General features: G+C 41.7%; 13 protein-coding genes and 2 pseudogenes. 10 read left to right on the top strand and 5 right to left on the bottom strand.

Going from position 1 to position 18805, the window contains the following annotated elements; genetic code table 11:
- Nucleotides 1-13 precede the first annotated feature (13 nt).
- The gene (locus DXA15_RS02735) at nucleotides 14-1147 is read right to left on the bottom strand and encodes a YhcG family protein (RefSeq protein ID WP_128133042.1); all 1134 of its coding nucleotides are present in this window, start codon (nucleotides 1145-1147) and stop codon (nucleotides 14-16) included.
- Between the two features lie 158 nt (nucleotides 1148-1305).
- On the opposite strand from DXA15_RS02735, the gene DXA15_RS02730 reads away from it, so the two are divergent.
- From DXA15_RS02730 to DXA15_RS02715, 5 genes and pseudogenes are all read left to right on the top strand, one after another.
- A complete protein-coding gene (locus tag DXA15_RS02730; protein WP_128133041.1) occupies nucleotides 1306-1866 on the top strand; it encodes a DNA-3-methyladenine glycosylase I in 561 nt (186 codons plus the stop codon).
- 192 nt (nucleotides 1867-2058) lie between these two features.
- On the top strand, nucleotides 2059-2304 hold the full coding sequence (locus tag DXA15_RS02725; RefSeq protein WP_128133040.1) for a hypothetical protein: 246 nt from the start codon (nucleotides 2059-2061) through the stop codon (nucleotides 2302-2304).
- Nucleotides 2305-2576: 272 nt separating this feature from the next.
- On the top strand, nucleotides 2577-2702 hold the full coding sequence (locus tag DXA15_RS27500; RefSeq protein WP_255419910.1) for a hypothetical protein: 126 nt from the start codon (nucleotides 2577-2579) through the stop codon (nucleotides 2700-2702).
- Nucleotides 2686-3678 carry a type II toxin-antitoxin system antitoxin SocA domain-containing protein gene (locus DXA15_RS02720; RefSeq protein WP_128133039.1) on the top strand — a complete coding sequence of 331 codons (993 nt, stop codon included), beginning with the start codon at nucleotides 2686-2688 and terminating at the stop codon, nucleotides 3676-3678. Before DXA15_RS27500 ends, DXA15_RS02720 begins: the two co-directional genes overlap by 17 nt.
- An 18-nt stretch (nucleotides 3679-3696) precedes the next feature.
- Nucleotides 3697-4629, top strand: a pseudogene (locus DXA15_RS02715) (5'-nucleotidase).
- 255 nt (nucleotides 4630-4884) lie between these two features.
- On the opposite strand, the gene DXA15_RS02710 reads toward DXA15_RS02715, so the two are convergent.
- Genes DXA15_RS02710 through DXA15_RS02700 form a run of 3 tightly spaced genes read right to left on the bottom strand, consistent with a single transcriptional unit; the run spans nucleotide 4885 to nucleotide 8901 of the window.
- On the bottom strand, nucleotides 4885-7953 hold the full coding sequence (locus tag DXA15_RS02710) for an ATP-binding protein (protein ID WP_128133038.1): 3069 nt from the start codon (nucleotides 7951-7953) through the stop codon (nucleotides 4885-4887).
- 4 nt (nucleotides 7954-7957) lie between these two features.
- Nucleotides 7958-8167, bottom strand: a complete 210-nt coding sequence (gene dmpI, locus DXA15_RS02705; protein WP_128133037.1) for a 4-oxalocrotonate tautomerase DmpI — start codon at nucleotides 8165-8167, stop codon at nucleotides 7958-7960.
- Nucleotides 8168-8187: 20 nt separating this feature from the next.
- Nucleotides 8188-8901, bottom strand: a complete 714-nt coding sequence (locus DXA15_RS02700; protein WP_128133036.1) for a DUF169 domain-containing protein — start codon at nucleotides 8899-8901, stop codon at nucleotides 8188-8190.
- Between the two features lie 234 nt (nucleotides 8902-9135).
- Between DXA15_RS02700 and DXA15_RS02695 the strand changes: the two genes are divergently transcribed.
- From DXA15_RS02695 to DXA15_RS02685, 3 genes are all read left to right on the top strand, one after another.
- Entirely contained in the window at nucleotides 9136-9495 is a 360-nt protein-coding gene (locus tag DXA15_RS02695; RefSeq protein WP_233566705.1) for an MBL fold metallo-hydrolase, read from the top strand.
- Nucleotides 9496-9510: 15 nt separating this feature from the next.
- Nucleotides 9511-9966, top strand: coding sequence for a GNAT family N-acetyltransferase (locus tag DXA15_RS02690; RefSeq protein ID WP_007658393.1), 456 nt, complete (start codon nucleotides 9511-9513; stop codon nucleotides 9964-9966).
- 101 nt (nucleotides 9967-10067) lie between these two features.
- Complete coding sequence (locus DXA15_RS02685; protein WP_128133035.1) at nucleotides 10068-11594, top strand: HAMP domain-containing sensor histidine kinase; 1527 nt, start codon at nucleotides 10068-10070, stop codon at nucleotides 11592-11594.
- Nucleotides 11595-11622: 28 nt separating this feature from the next.
- Here DXA15_RS02685 and DXA15_RS25810 read toward each other — a convergent pair whose 3' ends face one another.
- Nucleotides 11623-12141, bottom strand: coding sequence for a GNAT family N-acetyltransferase (locus DXA15_RS25810; RefSeq protein WP_233566703.1), 519 nt, complete (start codon nucleotides 12139-12141; stop codon nucleotides 11623-11625).
- Nucleotides 12142-12754: 613 nt separating this feature from the next.
- Between DXA15_RS25810 and gltB the strand changes: the two are divergent.
- Nucleotides 12755-17350, top strand: a pseudogene (gene gltB / locus DXA15_RS02675) (glutamate synthase large subunit).
- A gap of 33 nt (nucleotides 17351-17383) precedes the next feature.
- On the top strand, nucleotides 17384-18805 hold the full coding sequence (locus tag DXA15_RS02670; protein WP_128133033.1) for a glutamate synthase subunit beta: 1422 nt from the start codon (nucleotides 17384-17386) through the stop codon (nucleotides 18803-18805).

Here is an 18805-nt window from a genome sequence, read left to right as displayed (position 1 = left end):
AAAAACAATTGGGTTATTTACTGATTAATGTCTTCAATATTAAATCTTTCAACTGCTGCTCCGTTGGAAGTTGTAATTTGTATTTAGAAACAAAAATCTGTTCATCTAAGCCAGTTGTAGCATATTGAACTAAAGCATCATTCTTATCTGTCACCAGCAAAATGCCGATAGGTGGATTATCTCCGGATTCCATTATTTCTGCCCGATAATAATTCAAATACGAATATAACTGCGACACATGCGAATGACTAAACGCAGAGACTTTCAGTTCGCAAAGAACATGGCATTTTAATATTCTATGGTAAAATACCATATCAATAAAATAAAATTCATCACCAATCAGAATACGTTTTTGTCTTGCTTCAAAGCAAAACCCATTACCCAATTCTATAATAAAATCACGCAAGTGGTCGAGTAAAAGAGTTTCAAGTTCATCTTCTTTGACAAAGGATAAACGTTGTGGTGGAATATTCAAGAACTCAAAGAAATAATCATCTTTGACGGCATCGGTAATGGTTTGCGGATGGATTTTTTGCCGAATGGTAGCAAGAGCATTTTCCATATTGCCGGACAATCCGACACGTTCATAACTCAATGCACCTATCTGACGTCTAAGTTCACGAACAGAAAGCCCGGTCTGAATAGTGAGCATCTCATAATACATTCGTTTAATAGGATCATCGATCTTTAGTAGTTCTATAAAATGAGAGAAAGATATTGAAGAAAATATTTTATCAGCAGGCATTCCACCCCTATCACATTCTCCATCAATCATTTGCAATTTATGCGACAGTGTCGCACAAATCTGGTCTTTATCCTCTTCCAACGATTTATGTGACGCTGTCGCATAAATTAATCGAAATGAGCCGTCAATAAGTCTGGCAAATGCAGGATAAGTAAGATAAAACTTCCTCGACCATTGAAATAGAGTCACATTTAATCCTTTCTGATTCACTTTTTGTTCCAGTTTTTTCAATAACTGTTCGCCATATTCTGCCCGGTCTTCGCCACTCTGTTCAAACTCAACAAGATAAAAACCCACTAGCCAATTACGGATAGTCTGGAATTGGTTGACTGCCTTTACTGCATTTTGCTGTAATTGCAAATGAGTATTCTCTATGATAGTTGCTAACTGCTCAAAATTCATTACTACTATAACTTTTCATATTGCATCCAAATGTACTGAAAATTACACAACCACATGTATAAAAGAACTACTATCTTCAGTTATACTCCCATATATAGGTTCTTCTGAAATAAATAATTACTTTTGTCTATTCATAAAATTCTAAATAATACCGAATTATGTCATACTGCGAATACATAAAGACTACTACTGATTGGGCTATTGATCTTAACAAGACATATCACGATGAAAAATATGGTTTCCCTATCGAAGATGATAATGAATTATTCGGCAGGCTCCTTCTGGAAATCAATCAGGCAGGTTTAAGCTGGTCGACCATACTCAAAAAAGAAACCGCTTTCCGCACAGCCTATGATAATTTCAATATCGAAACCATCTCAAACTATACGGAAACAGACGAAGCCAGGCTTTTAGCCGATTCCGGTATCATTCGGAACAGACTAAAAGTAAAAGCCGCCATCCACAATGCACAGGCCATTATGGAACTGAAAAGTGAATATGGTTCATTTAAAAACTGGCTAGATCACCATCACCCTAAAACCAAGGATGAATGGACTAAACTATTCAAGAAAACATTCAAATTTACTGGTGGGGAGATCGTCAATGAATTTCTGTTAAGCACAGGCTATCTCGAAGGGGCGCATACTCCCGATTGCCCCATCTATCAGAAGATATTGGAAAAAGATCCGGCATGGAGAAAACAGGCCGGAAATCAATAAGTATGTAAATAGCACACGGATGACGCAGATTGAGCAGATTAGCGTCATCCGCGTACCATCCACATACTTTTTTAGACCTTTCATTTATATAGTATTTTCAAAAACAAACAAATATGTAAAAAGTCCCCTTCCAGGCTTTTCCACCATATTTATCCACACCTTTTAGCGAAGATTTCAATAAACCATAGATGATTGGAGCAAGTTATGCAGATGAATTGGGGAAATCATTTAGATGATTTTGGAAAGTGGCTGACACAAAGGTCGAAATTGATGAAAAAAAAATTAGAAAGAAGCAGTCCCCAAGGGTGTATCTCATTCCAGACGGATGAAAAATTTGACTCAAATGCGACTGTCATTTTGATTAAGAATGAGAGTATTTTTGTACATGACCAAAATAATGATTTAGATCATTACAGAGATAAGAGATTAAATGATTGAAAATTGAAGAGATATGTAGAAATATGGTATATGGGAAATACTGGAGAATGAGATATAAGTATTTATCAGACAGTCTGTATCTATATAAAATCTGTATAATGAGGTTCCAATAACAAAATGATTTTGTCACTTTAGCATTCCAGGCATTCCCGAGACACGAGCAATCAAATTATGTACTAATGTTAATTTATTCATTTTTTCAACTTTATAGTTGGTTTTCTTGTTTATTTTGAAAAGTATATCGATCTTTGCCAATCATAAAGTTAATCGATATGGCAACTGAAGATGAGGTCAAGCTATTTTTAAGCCAATTTAAAATCAAACTAACTATATTTCATATAGTTTTTATTGATCGTGAGAAAAACCAAAACGTAATTGATCATGAAAAAGGTTATTGAAAGTCCGTTTGCTGATGGTAACGCAACTTTAGTATATGAAACGAAAGAAGTTGAGTTCAGAGGTTCAAAATATACTGTAACATCTTGTTATTACAAATGTGATATTACTGGCGAAGAATTCACCACAACTGAACAAGATGAATTATGGATAACTCAAATACATAATCAATATAGAGAAAAATATGGTATTCCTTATCCTGATGAAATCTTGAGTATGAGAGAAAAGTATGGTCTATCTTGCGCCAAGATGTCCAAAATACTAGGTTTTGGAGAGAATCAGTATAATTTATATGAAAAGGGATTACTTCCTAATGAAAGTAATGGTAAGACATTATTCAGTATACAAGATCCTAAAGTTTTTAGAGCTTTGGTTGAGAATTCTATACATCAATTCACAGAAAAAGAATACAAAAATATAATCTGCAAATTGGATAGAATGCCACAAACAGGCTGCGACAGATTCGAAAAACGATTAATATTCAACAAGATACAAAGATCCATCAAAAATGGGTATGTAAAACAAGATATAGTTAAACTAAAAAATATAATTACTTTTTTTCTGAATAAAAGTGGTTCTCTTTGTCCTACCAAACTTAATAAATTATTGTTTTATACTGATTTTTATCATTATAAAGAATATGCAATAGGGTTGAGCGGCTTGGAATATGTTGCATATCCTTATGGATGTGTACCCAATAAATATCAAACTATTTATGATAATATCGGAGGAATAGAAAGAGAGGCTGTCGAATTTGCTAACGGAAATATCGGAGAACTATTAACAACAAAAGAATTTGTTGATAAAAATATATTTTCTGAAAGTGAATTAAATACCTTGAATTACGTATATGAAAAATATAAAAACTATACTCCTAAAATGATCTCAGATGAAAACCACAAGACGAAGGCTTGGATCGAGAATGTTAGGAATCAATCTATAATAAAATATGACTATTCTTTTGAAATAGAAAAATAAGATAAATAAGAAAGAAAAATGGCATACCCTATAGAAAAAAAACTTGTAATCGCAGTTGCATCAAGTGCCCTTTTTGATTTAACTGAATCTGATAGCATCTTCAAAGCCCAAGGTGTACAACCATATAAAGAATATCAGAAAAAATATATAGACAAACCTTTTGAAAAAGGAGTTGCATTTCCATTTATAAGTCGTTTACTTCGATTAAATGAATCATTTCCAGATGAGCAACCTATAGAAGTCATTCTCATGTCCCGCAATAGTCCTGAAACAGGGATGAGAGCATTTAACTCTATAAAACATTATCAGTTAAATATAACAAGAGCTGGATTTTCTTCAGGTTCATCCCATTTCCAATATCTTCCAGCATTCAATGCTTCACTTTTTCTTTCAGCCAATGAAGCTGATGTCAAAAAAGCATTGGATAGTGGAACTGCCGCAGGAAGAGTGCTAAACAAAACCGCAGTTATGGATGATGAAGAAGATAAAGAATTAAGACTTGCCTTTGACTTTGATGGAGTTTTAGCCGATGACGAAGCTGAAAAAGTGTACAAGACAACAAATAACCTTCAAACCTACCATAAATATGAAGTTGACCACGCTACTGAACCTCTAAAAAATGGTCCCGTTATAGAGTTATTAAAAAAAATCTCTTTTTATCAGAAATTAGAACAGAGAAAGGCTAGTCAAAATCCAAAATATCAACGAATTTTGAAAACAGCTATCGTGACCGCTAGAAATGCTCCTGCACATGAGAGAATGATCAATACTCTTAATTATTAGAAAGTAGACGTTGACGAAGCCTTTTTTCTAGGAGGAATAGACAAAGCCAGAATTTTGAATATCATGAAACCTCATATATTCTTTGATGATCAGATGGTTCATCTTGACCATATAGATGAAATTCCGGCTGTTCACATTCCTTTTGGTGTTGCAAATAAAGAATTATAAAAATTCTCAACCTTACCGATGTTACAATATCATTACTTTTTCAGACTTGTTGAACAATAAATATTTCCTTTTAAAGATGCTTGGGAAATAGCATATTCCAATAAATCATTAAAAGTGTAAATGTCTGAAATTACATTAGCAAAATGTACACCATCTAAAAACAACATCTTTATATCCTTACCTTTTGGTAGAGATTCTATTTCTTCTGTAAAAACATACAATATATTATTGTATTTATTCCATTAAATATTTTGATTATAATCCCTTCAATTTACAAAAATAAGGCTGCCTCAACCAAATCTTCCCATCCCCCACAGCAACAAACCTAAATTTAGCACGTGTCAAAGCCACATTCAACAAATTCGGTTTGGATGAAGCCCAGGTTGCAGCACCTTTTGTCTTTTCATCAAGTCCCAGACAGAAAATTACACCGGCGGCCTGTTTCCCCTGGAAAGTATGCACTGTTCCGATATGGCTATCCAACCATTTTTTAGGGGTGTCATCATCTATCTGCTTAAACGGGGCAAGGGCTTTCCTTATCGGTTGACGTAATTCTTTTTTCAGGATAGACGGAATCTCTGAAAAAGGCGAAATAACAAACAAATCCGGTAAATCCTGTAATTGACGGATTTCTTCCATTATCATTAGCTTGATTGCCATACCTTGTTCCGGAACATAATGGCGGCCACTGACATTCCCTTCTACCTGTACAAATCCATTCTGCATAATCAGGTTTGAGGTACTGCCAAAAGTCGAATTATACATCATATTATTATATGCAATCTCATTTGCGATAGAAAACATCGGATCGATACAACGGCGGTGAACCCGTAAAGGCGAACCGGTCCAGGTATCATTGGTAACCCAGCCATACGGATTTGCCCGGTCGGCCATAGACTGAACAGAGAGCGAAGTATGTATCTGTGTCTTGTCCAGACCAAAATAACGACTAAAATTATTGATGATCTGTTCCGGTATCGTTACGACAGGCTCTATCTGGAAAGGGTCGCCCACAATAACAGCCCGCTTTGAACGCCAGATCGCTCCGGCTGCGGCCTGTGGAACAGCCTGTCCGGCCTCATCAACAAATAACCACGGAATAGAACCGGTACCCAATGAACTAAACATACGCTGAATAGAAGCAAAAGTGGAAGAGACTACAGGAACGACCAGCCAAAATGTATTCCACATTGCCTGTATTTCTTTTTCGGTAAGGTTCCCTCCTGTTTTCAGGAAATTGAAGAAACCATCCAGTGTCGTTTTTATACGGCTTGAAGTAGCATTTGCCCGCAAGAGAAACAACTCGTTCACTTTCATGGCTTCGACAAACAATTCCGATTGTAATCTTTTCAACGTTTCTGAATACCAGGGAGTGGTCTCCTGTACTTCTTTCGACTCAATTCGTTGCCAGAAAGAAGCATCAGCATATGCCCCTTTTAACTCTTCACGAGCTTTTTCAACAGAGTTCAACAACAGTTTATATTGTTCATCTATTTCGTCATGCTCTCTTTTACTTTTTTCCCATTTGCTTTTCAGCGTCTCAATTTCAGTACAAAGTTTTTGTAATTCTGCATTCTGCCGGGCTAATCTTTCACCTGATATATTGTATTCTGATAAAACAGAAGCAACCGCCTTTTTATATTGTGTCCGAACATCTTTACTGAACCAATAAGTAAAAAAACTGGGACGAGTTGATTGTAACAACTGCATTTCAGTTTTAACCTCTTCCCTTCTTCGTCTACTTTCATCTATTTCAGCAGACAACAAATTTGAGGCTTCTATCCGGGTATCCAATTCCTTTTCATCAACAGTCAAACGGTAGGCTATGTCCTCCAGTTTGAGGCGGATCTTCTCTATGTTTTCTGCATTTTGCATAAAACCGGTCAGACGGGATTTCTCTGCCTTCACTTCACTGAGTTTTCTTTCAAAAGAAGAAACGACACCGAGCCATTCCTCTTCCGTCGGCTTATAATCGGCTAAATGCTGCTTTAATGTATAGGTCTCTTTCTCCGAATTGCCATTCCAAATACAACCGATCAGTTTTCGCTGGTTCTCCTTATTACCTAAAACGGCGGCAATTATCCCCCAATATTTTTCATCCAGACATTCTTCACTCACTTGCCGAAAATACCCAACCAGATCAGAATAACCTTTCACTTCACTTTTCAAGGGCAACTCTTTCGAAATATTCTCTACCGCTCCATTATTTGATGAAGTGACAACAATACCTCCGTCACAAATTGACGGGTCCGGCTCATAGATAAACGGAGTGTATTTTTCGCTCACCTGCACCTCACCTATTTTACGAAATGCTTTTGCCGGATCATTAAAACGGACCATATTTTTAGCACGCTTCACTAAAATGGCCGCAATAATATCCCGTAATAAAGTCGTCTTTCCGGTTCCGGGAGGTCCATTGACAGAGAACAATCCCTCCTGTTTTTCTCCGGACAACTCCTTATAGACTGTATTCACAGCAAACTGCTGCATCAAACTTGCCGAATAAGGTGACGGCCAACAACCATCGGGATAATTCTCCGGAATCAAACTTTCCCTCAAAATATCCGGGTGAAGAGAGAGATCGGAATGAACAAAATCTTTATTCAGGCAAGCACTTAAATAATCTTTGAAAGTTTTCCGGTAATCCCCTTTTTCATAAGATGTAATCACCCGTTCCAGGTCTTCGATATAGAAACTATTCAGAATATCGGCATTAGACTCGTCCGGATCAGAAGGATTATTTTTCTTATATACTTCTTCTGTACGTATATATATTTCTGTCTGCGGAGAAGTACTCCATTTCAACTTCTGTACGATTAAGGATTGTATCTCCCACAGGTTTTCGAGTGTCTGAACATCTGACAAATAGCTTTTATTATCATCAGCCAGTTCTTTCTGATTTTCTGTCAAGCGTTCAAACAGATTATCTTTTAGTTCTTTAAAATCATCTGACCAGGTATTAGTATCTACTTTATTCTCTTCCAACTGTCTTAACGCCCACGGCATAGTAGAAAGTCCGAAAGAATTTTGTATGTATATACCTTGACAATCCAGTTTAACAGAAGCGTAACAAACTCTTGCATCAGTCACATTCGGATTAATACTTTCGTCTTTAAAGAATGCTTTTACAAAATCAGACACAGAACTCATAGAAAATACACCCAGATAGATCGTGTACTGGATCGTTTTCTTTGGATCTCTTGCCATCAACGGACGTATCCAGGGAAGATCGTTCAATCGTTTCACACTGGAATCCTTCGGCAAAAGTGCCGGAGAGAAATGTTCCAGTTTGTGCCAACAAGAAAGTATATGCTTATAATCCATCCTTTTACTTTTTATTTTGCAAATACTCCTGCTTTATCACATCAATAGTCCGGCCTCCTATTCCTATATTTTCATCCGGTAATTCTTTAATCGTACATAGGAAGAATTCTACCGGTATCTGCATTACTTCAGAAGCTACTTCTGTCATTCTCCGGATTAATTCACTTTTTTGTTCATGGGTAAGTGAGCCGCCTTCAACTGTGATATATGGCATTATATTATTTGTTAGTTGTTTTATCTGTTATTCATTCTTTCCTTGATTTTTCCCCAGGCATGTGTGTCGAACAGACAGCTACTCCGCATCGTATCATACATTTCTTTAAATCGGGACATAGGTATCATAAAACTTAAAATATCCGGTTCAAAATAAGGGCGTACAGAAGGATCGAAAAACCCGATGAAGGTACGTTTTCCTCCTCTCGCATTCTCAATAACGGCTTGTGTGACTACAGAGCAACAACCGGAACCGAATAGAGAGGTAACGGCATCCTCTGAGTTATTATCGAAAAAGGCCCAGGTAGCCAAACCGGAAAGCATATCGGGTGTCGCCAAAAACAGGATACCTTCCAGATTGTCAAAATTCTCGACTTTATCCATTCGGGTAAAATTCAGATAATCCATCTTTGCTCTCGGAACCTGCAACTCTTCCAAAAACTCAGAAACACCTTCGGGTGTTTGTTTGTATTTTTCTTTTAAAGACACAAATCCGGGAATCCGTTCAGGCATCTCCGTAAAACCCGTATAGAATTTTCCGCCACCACAACCGATAGTTTCCACACTCAAACTAACCGTTTGTCCGGCTCTAACCTCTTTCATGCATTTGAATAAACATCCTCCGATTTTATCGACCGGATTTACCGGTTGCTCCGAATACCAAAAGACAATAGGAAGATCGACTTTCTCACCGAAGGCCTCATGATAATTATTGAGAAACACTTGCATGTCCATGATACAGATGATTTAATTGGTTTTGTCAAATATACGAAAAGATTCTATATGTTATGACTGCAAATATCAAAACAATCTGGTCGATAGCTATATTCACATTACTGGCATCCATTAAAGAGACAGTTCTTATCATCCGGATGAAAAAGCAGGAATTAAACAGAAGAGTTCAATTTTTCATTAGAATAATAGTATATTTGAACTGTTATTTTCAATATCAATCTAAAGACTACAGCCATGTACGAACTTCAGCAAGTTGGCGAAAAAAGCTACTACATAAATTCTCCGGCGAAAATCGGTATCTATCGGCAAAATGAGACAGATATTTATCTGATCGACAGTGGCAACGACAAAGAAGCCGCCAAGAAAATCATTAAAATTGCCGCACAACAAAACTGGACGATAAAAGGAATTGTCAATACCCATTCCAATGCCGACCATATCGGAGGGAATGCCTATTTGCAACAACAAGTCGGCTGCCCTGTCTTTGCAAATGGAGTACTATCCGTTCCTATCTTTCCTGGCTCAAAGATCTCGGTAAATTATCCGTCAGTTTTGAGAATAACATGCTCCAATGGAAAAGTCTTTAATCATTAATTTAAATTCAACATCATGAAAATTATATCAATACGAGAAAATCCGGCCTATAAGGATATCGCTATCAACTATTTTCAAAGCAAATGGCCTTCCGTATACCCCGTGCTCTATGAAGATTCTATTAATCACAGTATAGATTCTCCGAATCCACTTCCTCAATGGTATCTATTGGAAAAGGATAATGAAATAATCGGTTGTGCGGGACTGATCACCAATGATTTTATCAGCCGGATGGATTTGTACCCGTGGGTTTGTGCCGTATATATAGATGAAAACCACCGGGGACATTTTTACAGTACACTTTTATTGGAGAAAGCCAAAGAAGATACGATTAAAGCCGGTTTTAGCAGATTATACCTCAGTACGGAACATATCGGATTCTATGAAAAGCTGGGATTCAAATATATAGGTCAAGGTTACCATCCTTGGGAAGACGAATCACGCATCTATGAAATAGAGGTAAAAACATAATTCTACCGGATAACAATGATTATACTGAAACTTTTTCAGCATAAGTCATGCTTTGATTTTGAATAAATACATATATTTGCTTCTAATAAAAAATTATGTTTATGAGAATCACGTATTTTATCATCACCCTCGCGATTTGCTTCTGCATGTCTCTCCATGCGGAAAACAAAGCAAATGATTACATGAAACAGGCCCAAAACAGCCTGGAACAAAAGGACTTTACCAAAGCCCGTTATCTTTATCTGCAAGCTTACAAAGCCTTCTCGAACGAAGGGGACTATACACAAGCCATTGATTGCGGAACAAAAGCGACGTATCTTTACTATCGCGAAAACTATTATCAGGAAGCATTCGAGCTTTGCCGGCAAATGACGCAGTTTCTTTTAACCGAAGAACAGAAAGCGCAAAAGACCTTCTACGACCAACGTTTCCAATTGACAAAAGAACGGCTGCAGATGTACATAAAACTCAAAAACGCGGCACAGGCACAGCTTCAACTCAACACATTGGATAATCTGGTAAGCCAGGCTGGTAGCGAAAAACTCGCCGAAGACTTTTTATATACCCAGGCAAGTTATTATTATACATTCGGACAAAACGAACAAGGAGATGCCAGCTTCAGCAAACTCATCAACCAATATAAGGATAAAAAAGAGTACGACAAGGTAAGCGAATGTTACAAGCACCTGATCACAATAGCCCGCTCAGCCAATAATGCCCCGTTAATGGAACGTACCTACGAAAAATATATCGTCTGGACCGATTCCGTTAAAGCACTTAATGCACAGGATGAACTGGGAGCATTGCAGTTAAAGTATGACGACAGCCTGAAAACCATACAGGAAAAAGATGACAAACTATCAGGCAAACAATACATGATAGTAGGTCTTTGCACACTGGTTGTCATCCTTATCGCCGGATTGCTTTTCGTAGCATTCCTGTTATTACGCTTCATTGTGCTCAACAAAAAGCTGAAAAACATCATCCAGACAACCAACGAGCACAGCGAACAGCAGACCAAATTTATCCAAAGCATATCGGAGCAAATGAAGCCGACTCTCAATAAGCTCAATGTATCGGCAGGAGAATTGCGGGCCGAAGCAATCCTGACACGTGTAAATGCCTTGAAGCAATTCAGTGTAAACATCCAGGAATTATCTTCTCTTGAAAGTTCTTTAATGGAACCCTACGAAGTACAATCGTTCAATATGGGTAGTTTCTGCAAAAAAACGATGGATAAGGTAAAAGATAAAATCCATCCGGATGTAGAAGTTATTGTCGATGCCCCTCAACTGGAAGTAAAAACAAACGCAGAACAACTGGAACGTATTTTATTACATCTGTTGAATAATGCAGCTTCACATACGACTTCCGGTAAAATATGGCTGGAATTCAAGAGAAAGGGAGCACACCTTTGCCACATGATCGTAACTGATAACGGAACAGGCATTCCCGACGAACTGAAAGAAAATCTCTTCAAACCATTCAACGAAGTCAAGGACCTGGCAGAAGGTGACGGACTAGGTTTGCCTATCTGTGCCCTGATCGCCAACAAACTGAACGGCAGCCTTTCAATTGATATGGATTATAAAAAGGGATGCCGGTTTATTCTGGTATTACAGATATAAAGGAAACTGTTCACTATTTACGAAAAGCTCATTTAATAAAAGTCTTCCGATATTCCCGGAAGACTTTTTTATTTGTCGTCTCCCCCGTAAGAAGATATTCAAAACCCAACTTCTCACAAACCCTGACGGATGCCATATTCTGATCGTACATACGGGCAATAAGTTCCGTACAACCTAATCGGCTGAAAGCATAATCGATCAAACCCTGACATACTTCCGTTCCATATCCTTTATTCCAATACGCTTGATCGATAATGTAACCAACCTCCATTTTCCCAGGATCCGAAAATGAGTTGAACAATCCGGCTTCACCTATAATCTTGTTTTCTCCCCTCAACTTAACAGCAAACACACCATATCCTTTCGGGTATCCGGTTTCATTCGTTGCCTTATAGCGAGCTTTTAATTCCTGCAAAGTCCAGTCATACCTGCCGGACTGGATGTATTTCATATTTTCTTCCTGAGTATAGATAGCTAAAAGAGCCTTCAGTTCCTCTTCTATGGTAATTTCCTTTATTACCAGTCTTTCCGTTTCAAAATGAACCATACGATTATAGTTATCAAGAAAAACATCAGTACCTAATGCGATAAGACGTTGGTTTTCAATAAAATTCTGTCCATATTTGAGCCATCGTTTGGTAAATAACTTAAATTTACTACATGGAAAAATCCGGCATTGGAAACAATGGGTAATACCTTTTTCCTTACAACACAAATGAAAGGTTTTACACCGTTCACATTTATCTGAATATTCGGCACCCTTGCAAGGTTTCTTTATCCGCGTATAGTTTGGGCAGCCTCCACAAAAGACACCGCAAGCCGGAACTCTCCCATTGTAAATAATATCAATCATACAAAGATTTCATTTTATTTCTAACAAAGATAAACAAAATACAGGGTTTACATTATCAAAATGATAGTTATTTCAAACTATTAAAAGAAATAGCATCTTTCATTTTACAACCAAACAACCGCTCATTGATTTCATATTAACATTAAAACAGCCACTATCATGTCAAATAGAAATCAACCACTCTAATAAACAAAAAAAACGTCAGTATTTAACACGGACACACATATCATTATGCAAGAAACAAACTATATTTGTCGAACAATTTGACAACAAAACAGGTATTAAGCAAACATAAGGTCAACAAACGATGAAAGAACAGATCTATTTGAACAGAAAGCAAGGATTATATGATCCTGCGAATGAACATGACGCGTGTGGAGTCGGAATGTTGGTTAACATTCACGGAGGAAAGTCGCACGACATTGTAGAGTCAGCCCTTAAAGTATTGGAAAATATGCGTCACCGGGGTGCAGAAGGTGCCGACAACAAGACTGGTGACGGTGCTGGTATCCTACTTCAGATCCCTCACGAATTTATTTTGTTGCAAGGGATTCCCGTTCCTGAAAAGGGAAAATACGGGACAGGTCTAGTCTTTCTTCCTAAAGACGAAGCACAACGCTCGGCCATCCTCAGTATCATGATCGAGGAGATTGAAAAGGAAGGTCTTACCCTGATGCATCTGCGGAAAGTTCCTGTGAACAGTGACATACTGGGAAAAGACGCACTGGCAACGGAACCGGATATCAAACAAATTTTCGTCACTGGCTGCGATAATCAGCAGGAGTTGGAATTGAAGTTGTATGTGATACGTAAACGCATAGAAAACAAGGTTGCAATTTCTGACCTGGCAGCAAAGAATGACTTCTATGTAACGTCTTTATCTACCAGGAATATTGTATATAAAGGAATGCTGGAATCCATGCAGCTCCGTCACTACTTCCCGGACCTGACAAATAACTACTTTACAAGCGGGCTGGCATTGGTTCACTCCCGTTTCAGTACGAACACATTTCCGACCTGGAGCCTGGCACAACCTTTCCGCCTGCTGGCTCATAACGGAGAGATCAATACGATCCGCGGGAATCGGGGATGGATGGAAGCGCGTGAAAGTGTACTCACCTCTCCTACCATCGGCAGCATTGAGAGTATCCGTCCGATCATTCAGCCAGGGATGAGCGATAGCGCTTCGCTGGATAATGTGCTGGAGTTTCTGGTGGCATCAGGGTTGAGCCTGCCGCATGCCATGGCGATGCTCGTGCCCGAAAGTTCGAATGAAAAGAATCCGATATCGGAAGACCTGAAAGCGTTCTATGAATATCATTCTATATTGATGGAACCCTGGGACGGTCCGGCAGCCCTGCTCTTCAGCGACGGACGGTTTGCCGGCGGAATGCTCGACCGCAACGGTCTGCGTCCGGCTCGTTATCTGATCACTAAAAACGATATGATGCTGGTAGCTTCCGAAGTCGGCGTTATGGATTTTGAAGCTAATGAGATCAAGGAAAAGGGACGCCTGCAACCGGGAAAAATATTAATGGTCGACACCGAAAAAGGGGAGATCTATTATGACGGCGAACTAAAAAAACAACTTGCTGAAGCCAAACCGTATAAGACATGGCTGGCAAATAACCGCGTAGAACTGGACGAACTGAAATCCGGACGCAAAGTTCCGCATACGGTAGATAACTACGACAAATTACTGCGTACTTTCGGTTACAGCCGTGAAGACATAGAAAAGATCATTGTCCCGATGTGTACCGGAGGTGCCGAACCAGTCGGTTCCATGGGTAACGACACACCGTTGGCTGTCCTCTCCGACCGTCCGCAGTTATTATACAACTATTTCCGCCAGCAGTTCGCACAAGTGACTAACCCGCCGATCGACCCGATCCGCGAAGAACTGGTGATGAGCCTGGAAGAATATATCGGCGCGTAGGTAACAATATTCTAGTGCCTAGCGAAAGCCATTGCAAGATGGTACGGTTGAATCATCCGATCCTGACCAACACACAACTGGACTTGCTATGCAATATCCGGTACAAAGGTTTCAACGCCGTCAAACTCCCGATGCTGTTTGAAGCAGCCAAAGGACGTGAAGGTCTGAAGTCGGCCCTTGACGAACTGTGCAAAAAAGCGGAACAATCCGTTACCGACGGAGTGAATTACATCATCCTGAGTGATAAAAATGTCGATGAAAAGCTGGCACCGATCCCTTCCCTCCTTGCCGTCAGTGCGGTTCATCACCATCTGATCTCCGTACAGAAACGGGTACAAACAGCCCTGGTTGTTGAAACGGGTGAGATGCGTGAAGTAATGCATGCCGCATTGTTGCTGGGATACGGGGCAAGCGCCATCAATCCTTATATGGTCTTTGCCATCCTGAAAGAACTAGAAGACAAACACGAGATACAATTAAACTATGAAACGGCCCGTAAGAATTATATAAAATCCATCTGTAAAGGACTGTTTAAAGTCATGAGCAAGATGGGGATCAGTACTATCCGCAGTTACCGGGGAGCCAAATTGTTCGAAGCAGTCGGCCTGGATGCGGAACTGGTACGCACTTATTTCGGCGGTACGACCAGCAACGTCGGTGGCATCCGCCTGGATGAGATTGCACGCGATTCGATCACCATGCACCACCAGGCATTCGACCAACCGGTAGACGGCATGTTGGAACACAAAGGTATTTACAGTTTCCGGAAAGACGGTGAGAAACATGCCTGGAACCCGGAAACCATCTCTACCCTGCAACTGGCAACCCGTTGGGTAGTTACAAGAAATTCAAGGAATATTCGCAGATGGTGGACGAGAAGGAATCTCCCATCTTTCTCCGCGATTTCCTGACTTTCAGGAACAAAAATCCATTCCGATCGAACAGGTGGAACCGGTGGAAAAAATCATGAAACGGTTCGTTACCGGTGCCATGAGCTTCGGTTCGATCAGCAAGGAAGCGCATGAAACAATGGCGATGGCCATGAACAAGATACATGGCCGGAGCAATACCGGAGAAGGTGGCGAAGATCCTGCCCGGTTCACTCCGCGCGAAGACGGTTTATCTCTCCGCTCTTCCATCAAACAGGTGGCATCGGGACGTTTCGGCGTAACAACGGAATATCTGGTAAATGCAGATGAGATACAAATCAAGGTGGCCCAGGGAGCCAAGCCGGGAGAAGGCGGACAGTTGCCGGGGTACAAGGTGAACGACATCATTGCAAAGACGCGTCATTCCATTCCGGGCATCTCGCTGATCTCTCCTCCTCCTCACCATGATATCTATTCGATCGAGGATCTGGCACAACTGATCTTCGACCTCAAGAATGTCAATCCGAAAGCGGAGATCAGTGTCAAGCTGGTTTCGGAAAGCGGCGTCGGAACCATCGCGGCAGGTGTAGCCAAAGCGAAAGCAGACCGCATCGTCATCTCCGGAGCCGAAGGCGGAACAGGTGCTTCACCGGTCAGCTCGATCCGTTATGCCGGACTGCCGCCCGAACTGGGATTGTCGGAAACACAACAGACACTGGTCATGAACAGCCTGCGCGGACAGGTCCGCCTGCAGACAGACGGACAATTGAAAACCGGACGCGACATCGTGCTGATGGCCCTGTTGGGAGCCGAAGAGTTTGGCTTTGCCACCTCCGCACTGATCGTACTGGGGTGTGTGATGATGCGTAAATGCCATATGAATACCTGCCCGGTCGGCGTAGCGACACAGGATGAAGAGTTGCGCAAACGTTTCCACGGGCGCCATGAATATCTGGTGAATTTCTTCACCTTCCTAGCTGAAGAAGTTCGCGAACACTTGGCAGAGATGGGTTATAGCAAGCTGGATGATATTATCGGACGGACAGACCTCATTGTTGATAAACGAACCCATGGCACACAGATGACGCAGATCGAACAGATGGCCACAGATCAAAATTTAAACAATCTGCGTAAATCCCCCATATCTGTGTCATCTGCGTGCCATAAATATGATTTACTGGACTTCTCCCATCTGTTGCACCTCCCGGAGCAGGCGGCTCATACACCTATCCATCATACGACAAACCAGGTGCATCAAATAGAGAATGTAAAGGATACGGATATCATTCTTCATGCTAAAGGAGCCATCGAGTTCCAGCAGGAAGTATCGCTGGATTATGCCATCGCCAATACCGACCGGAGCGTCGGCGCCATGCTTTCCGGCGAGATTGCCAAACGTTACGGGAATGCCGGCCTGCCGGATCACACCCTGAACATCAAGTTCAAAGGCTCAGCCGGACAGAGTTTCGGTGCCTTCCTCGCCCACGGCGTTCATTTCCGCCTGGAAGGAGAAGCAAACGACTATCTGGGAAAAGGCCTTAGCGGTGGCCGCATCAGCCTGATGCCTCCGGTACGTTCCACCTTCGTTGCCGAAGATAATACCATCGCCGGTAATACATTATTATATGGGGCAACCAGCGGGGAAGTCTACATCAATGGCCGTGTCGGCGAACGTTTCTGTGTACGGAACAGCGGAGCTATTGCCGTTGTGGAAGGTGTCGGAGACCACTGTTGCGAATATATGACCGGAGGCCGCGTCGTCGTGCTCGGCCGGACGGGGCGAAACTTTGCCGCCGGCATGAGCGGCGGTGTGGCTTATGTATGGAACAAGGCCGGCGATTTCGATTACTATTGCAATATGGAAATGGTCGAACTTTCCCTGATCGAAGACAGTGCCACCCGCAAGGAGCTGCATGAACTGATCCGCAAGCATTATCATTATACAGGCAGCCACCTGGCCGGCAAGATGCTGGATAACTGGGACAAACAGGTAGACGAATTCATCCAGATCGTCCCGATCGAATACAAGAAAGTATTGCAGGAAGAACAGATGAAGAAGTTGCAACAGAAGATCGCAGAGATGCAGCGGGATTATTAAATATCACTTTTCACTCTTAAAATCGAAACAACAATGGCAAATCCAAGAGCATTCCTCACCATACATAGACAAGAGGCAGGTTATCGTCCTGTCGAAGATCGTATCGACGATTTCAGCGAAGTAGAACAAACACTCAACAGCAGCGACCGTCGCCGCCAGGCATCCCGTTGCATGGATTGCGGCGTACCTTTCTGCCACTGGGCATGCCCCATCGGCAACAAACAACCCGAATGGCAGGACTTCCTCTACAAAGGGCAATGGAAAGAGGCTTACCAGGTACTGGAACAGACCTGCGACTTTCCGGAATTCACCGGCCGCGTCTGTCCCGCCCTTTGCGAAAAAAGCTGTGTACTGAAACTAAGCTGCGACGAACCTGTCACCATCCGCGAAAACGAAGCTGCCATCGTCGAAGCCGCCTTCCGCGAAGGTTATATCCAGCCGCAACAACCCCGGCGCAATGGCAAACGCGTTGCCGTAGTCGGAAGTGGCCCCGCCGGACTTACCGCCGCCAACCAACTGAACCGTAAAGGTTATGAAGTGACAGTCTTTGAAAAAGATGAATTACCGGGTGGCCTGCTCCGTTTCGGCATTCCCAATTTCAAATTGGGGAAAAACATCATCGACCGCCGTATCCGCCTGATGGAGAAAGAAGGAATCAAATTCCGTGTAAACACGATGGTCGGCAAAGAAGTGACAGCCCGGGATATTGTCAAAGACTTCGATGCCGTCTGCATCGCCATCGGTTCGGAAATACCACGCGACCTTCCGATCGAAGGCCGTAACCTGAAAGGCGTTCATTTCGCCCTCGAACTGCTGGGACAACAGAACCGCCTCCTCGAAGGCATCGCCATTCCCCCTAAAAACATCATCAATTGTAAAGGCAAGAAAGTCCTGGTAATCGGTGGCGGTGATACGGGCAGCGACTGCGTCGGGACAGCCAACCGCCATGGTGCCGCCAGCGTCACCCAGATCGAGATCATGCCCCAGCCGCCTGTCGGACACAATCCCGCAACTCCCTGGCCCATGTATCCGCAGGTACTGAAAACCAGCAGCAGTCACGAAGAAGGCTGCATCCGCCGCTGGAACCTGGCTTCCTGCCGCTTTATCGGCGATAAAAACATACTGAAAGGGGTGGAAGTGGAAGAAGTGGAATGGATACCGTCGGAAAACGGAGGCCGTCCCGACATGAAAATGACCGGAAAGAAAGAGATCATCGAAGCCGACCTTGTTTTCCTTGCAATGGGTTTCGTCCATCCCGAACAGGAAGGTCTTGTAAAAGAACTCTCACTGGCAGTGGACGGACGTAAGAATATCGCCGTCGACAGTCAAAATCAAATCGCCGGCAGTAACCTCTTCGCCTGTGGCGATGCCGTCAGCGGAGCCAGCCTGGTCGTACGGGCAATGGCCTCGGGACGCAAGGCTGCAAAAGCAATTGACAAATATCTAACAAAATAA

It is taken from the genome of Parabacteroides sp. AM58-2XD (genome assembly GCF_003463685.1).
Classification (GTDB): Bacteria; Bacteroidota; Bacteroidia; order Bacteroidales; family Tannerellaceae; genus Parabacteroides; species Parabacteroides segnis.
The sequence above is the reverse complement of the archived record's forward strand: the minus strand, read 5'-3'. Positions and strand labels throughout refer to the sequence as shown.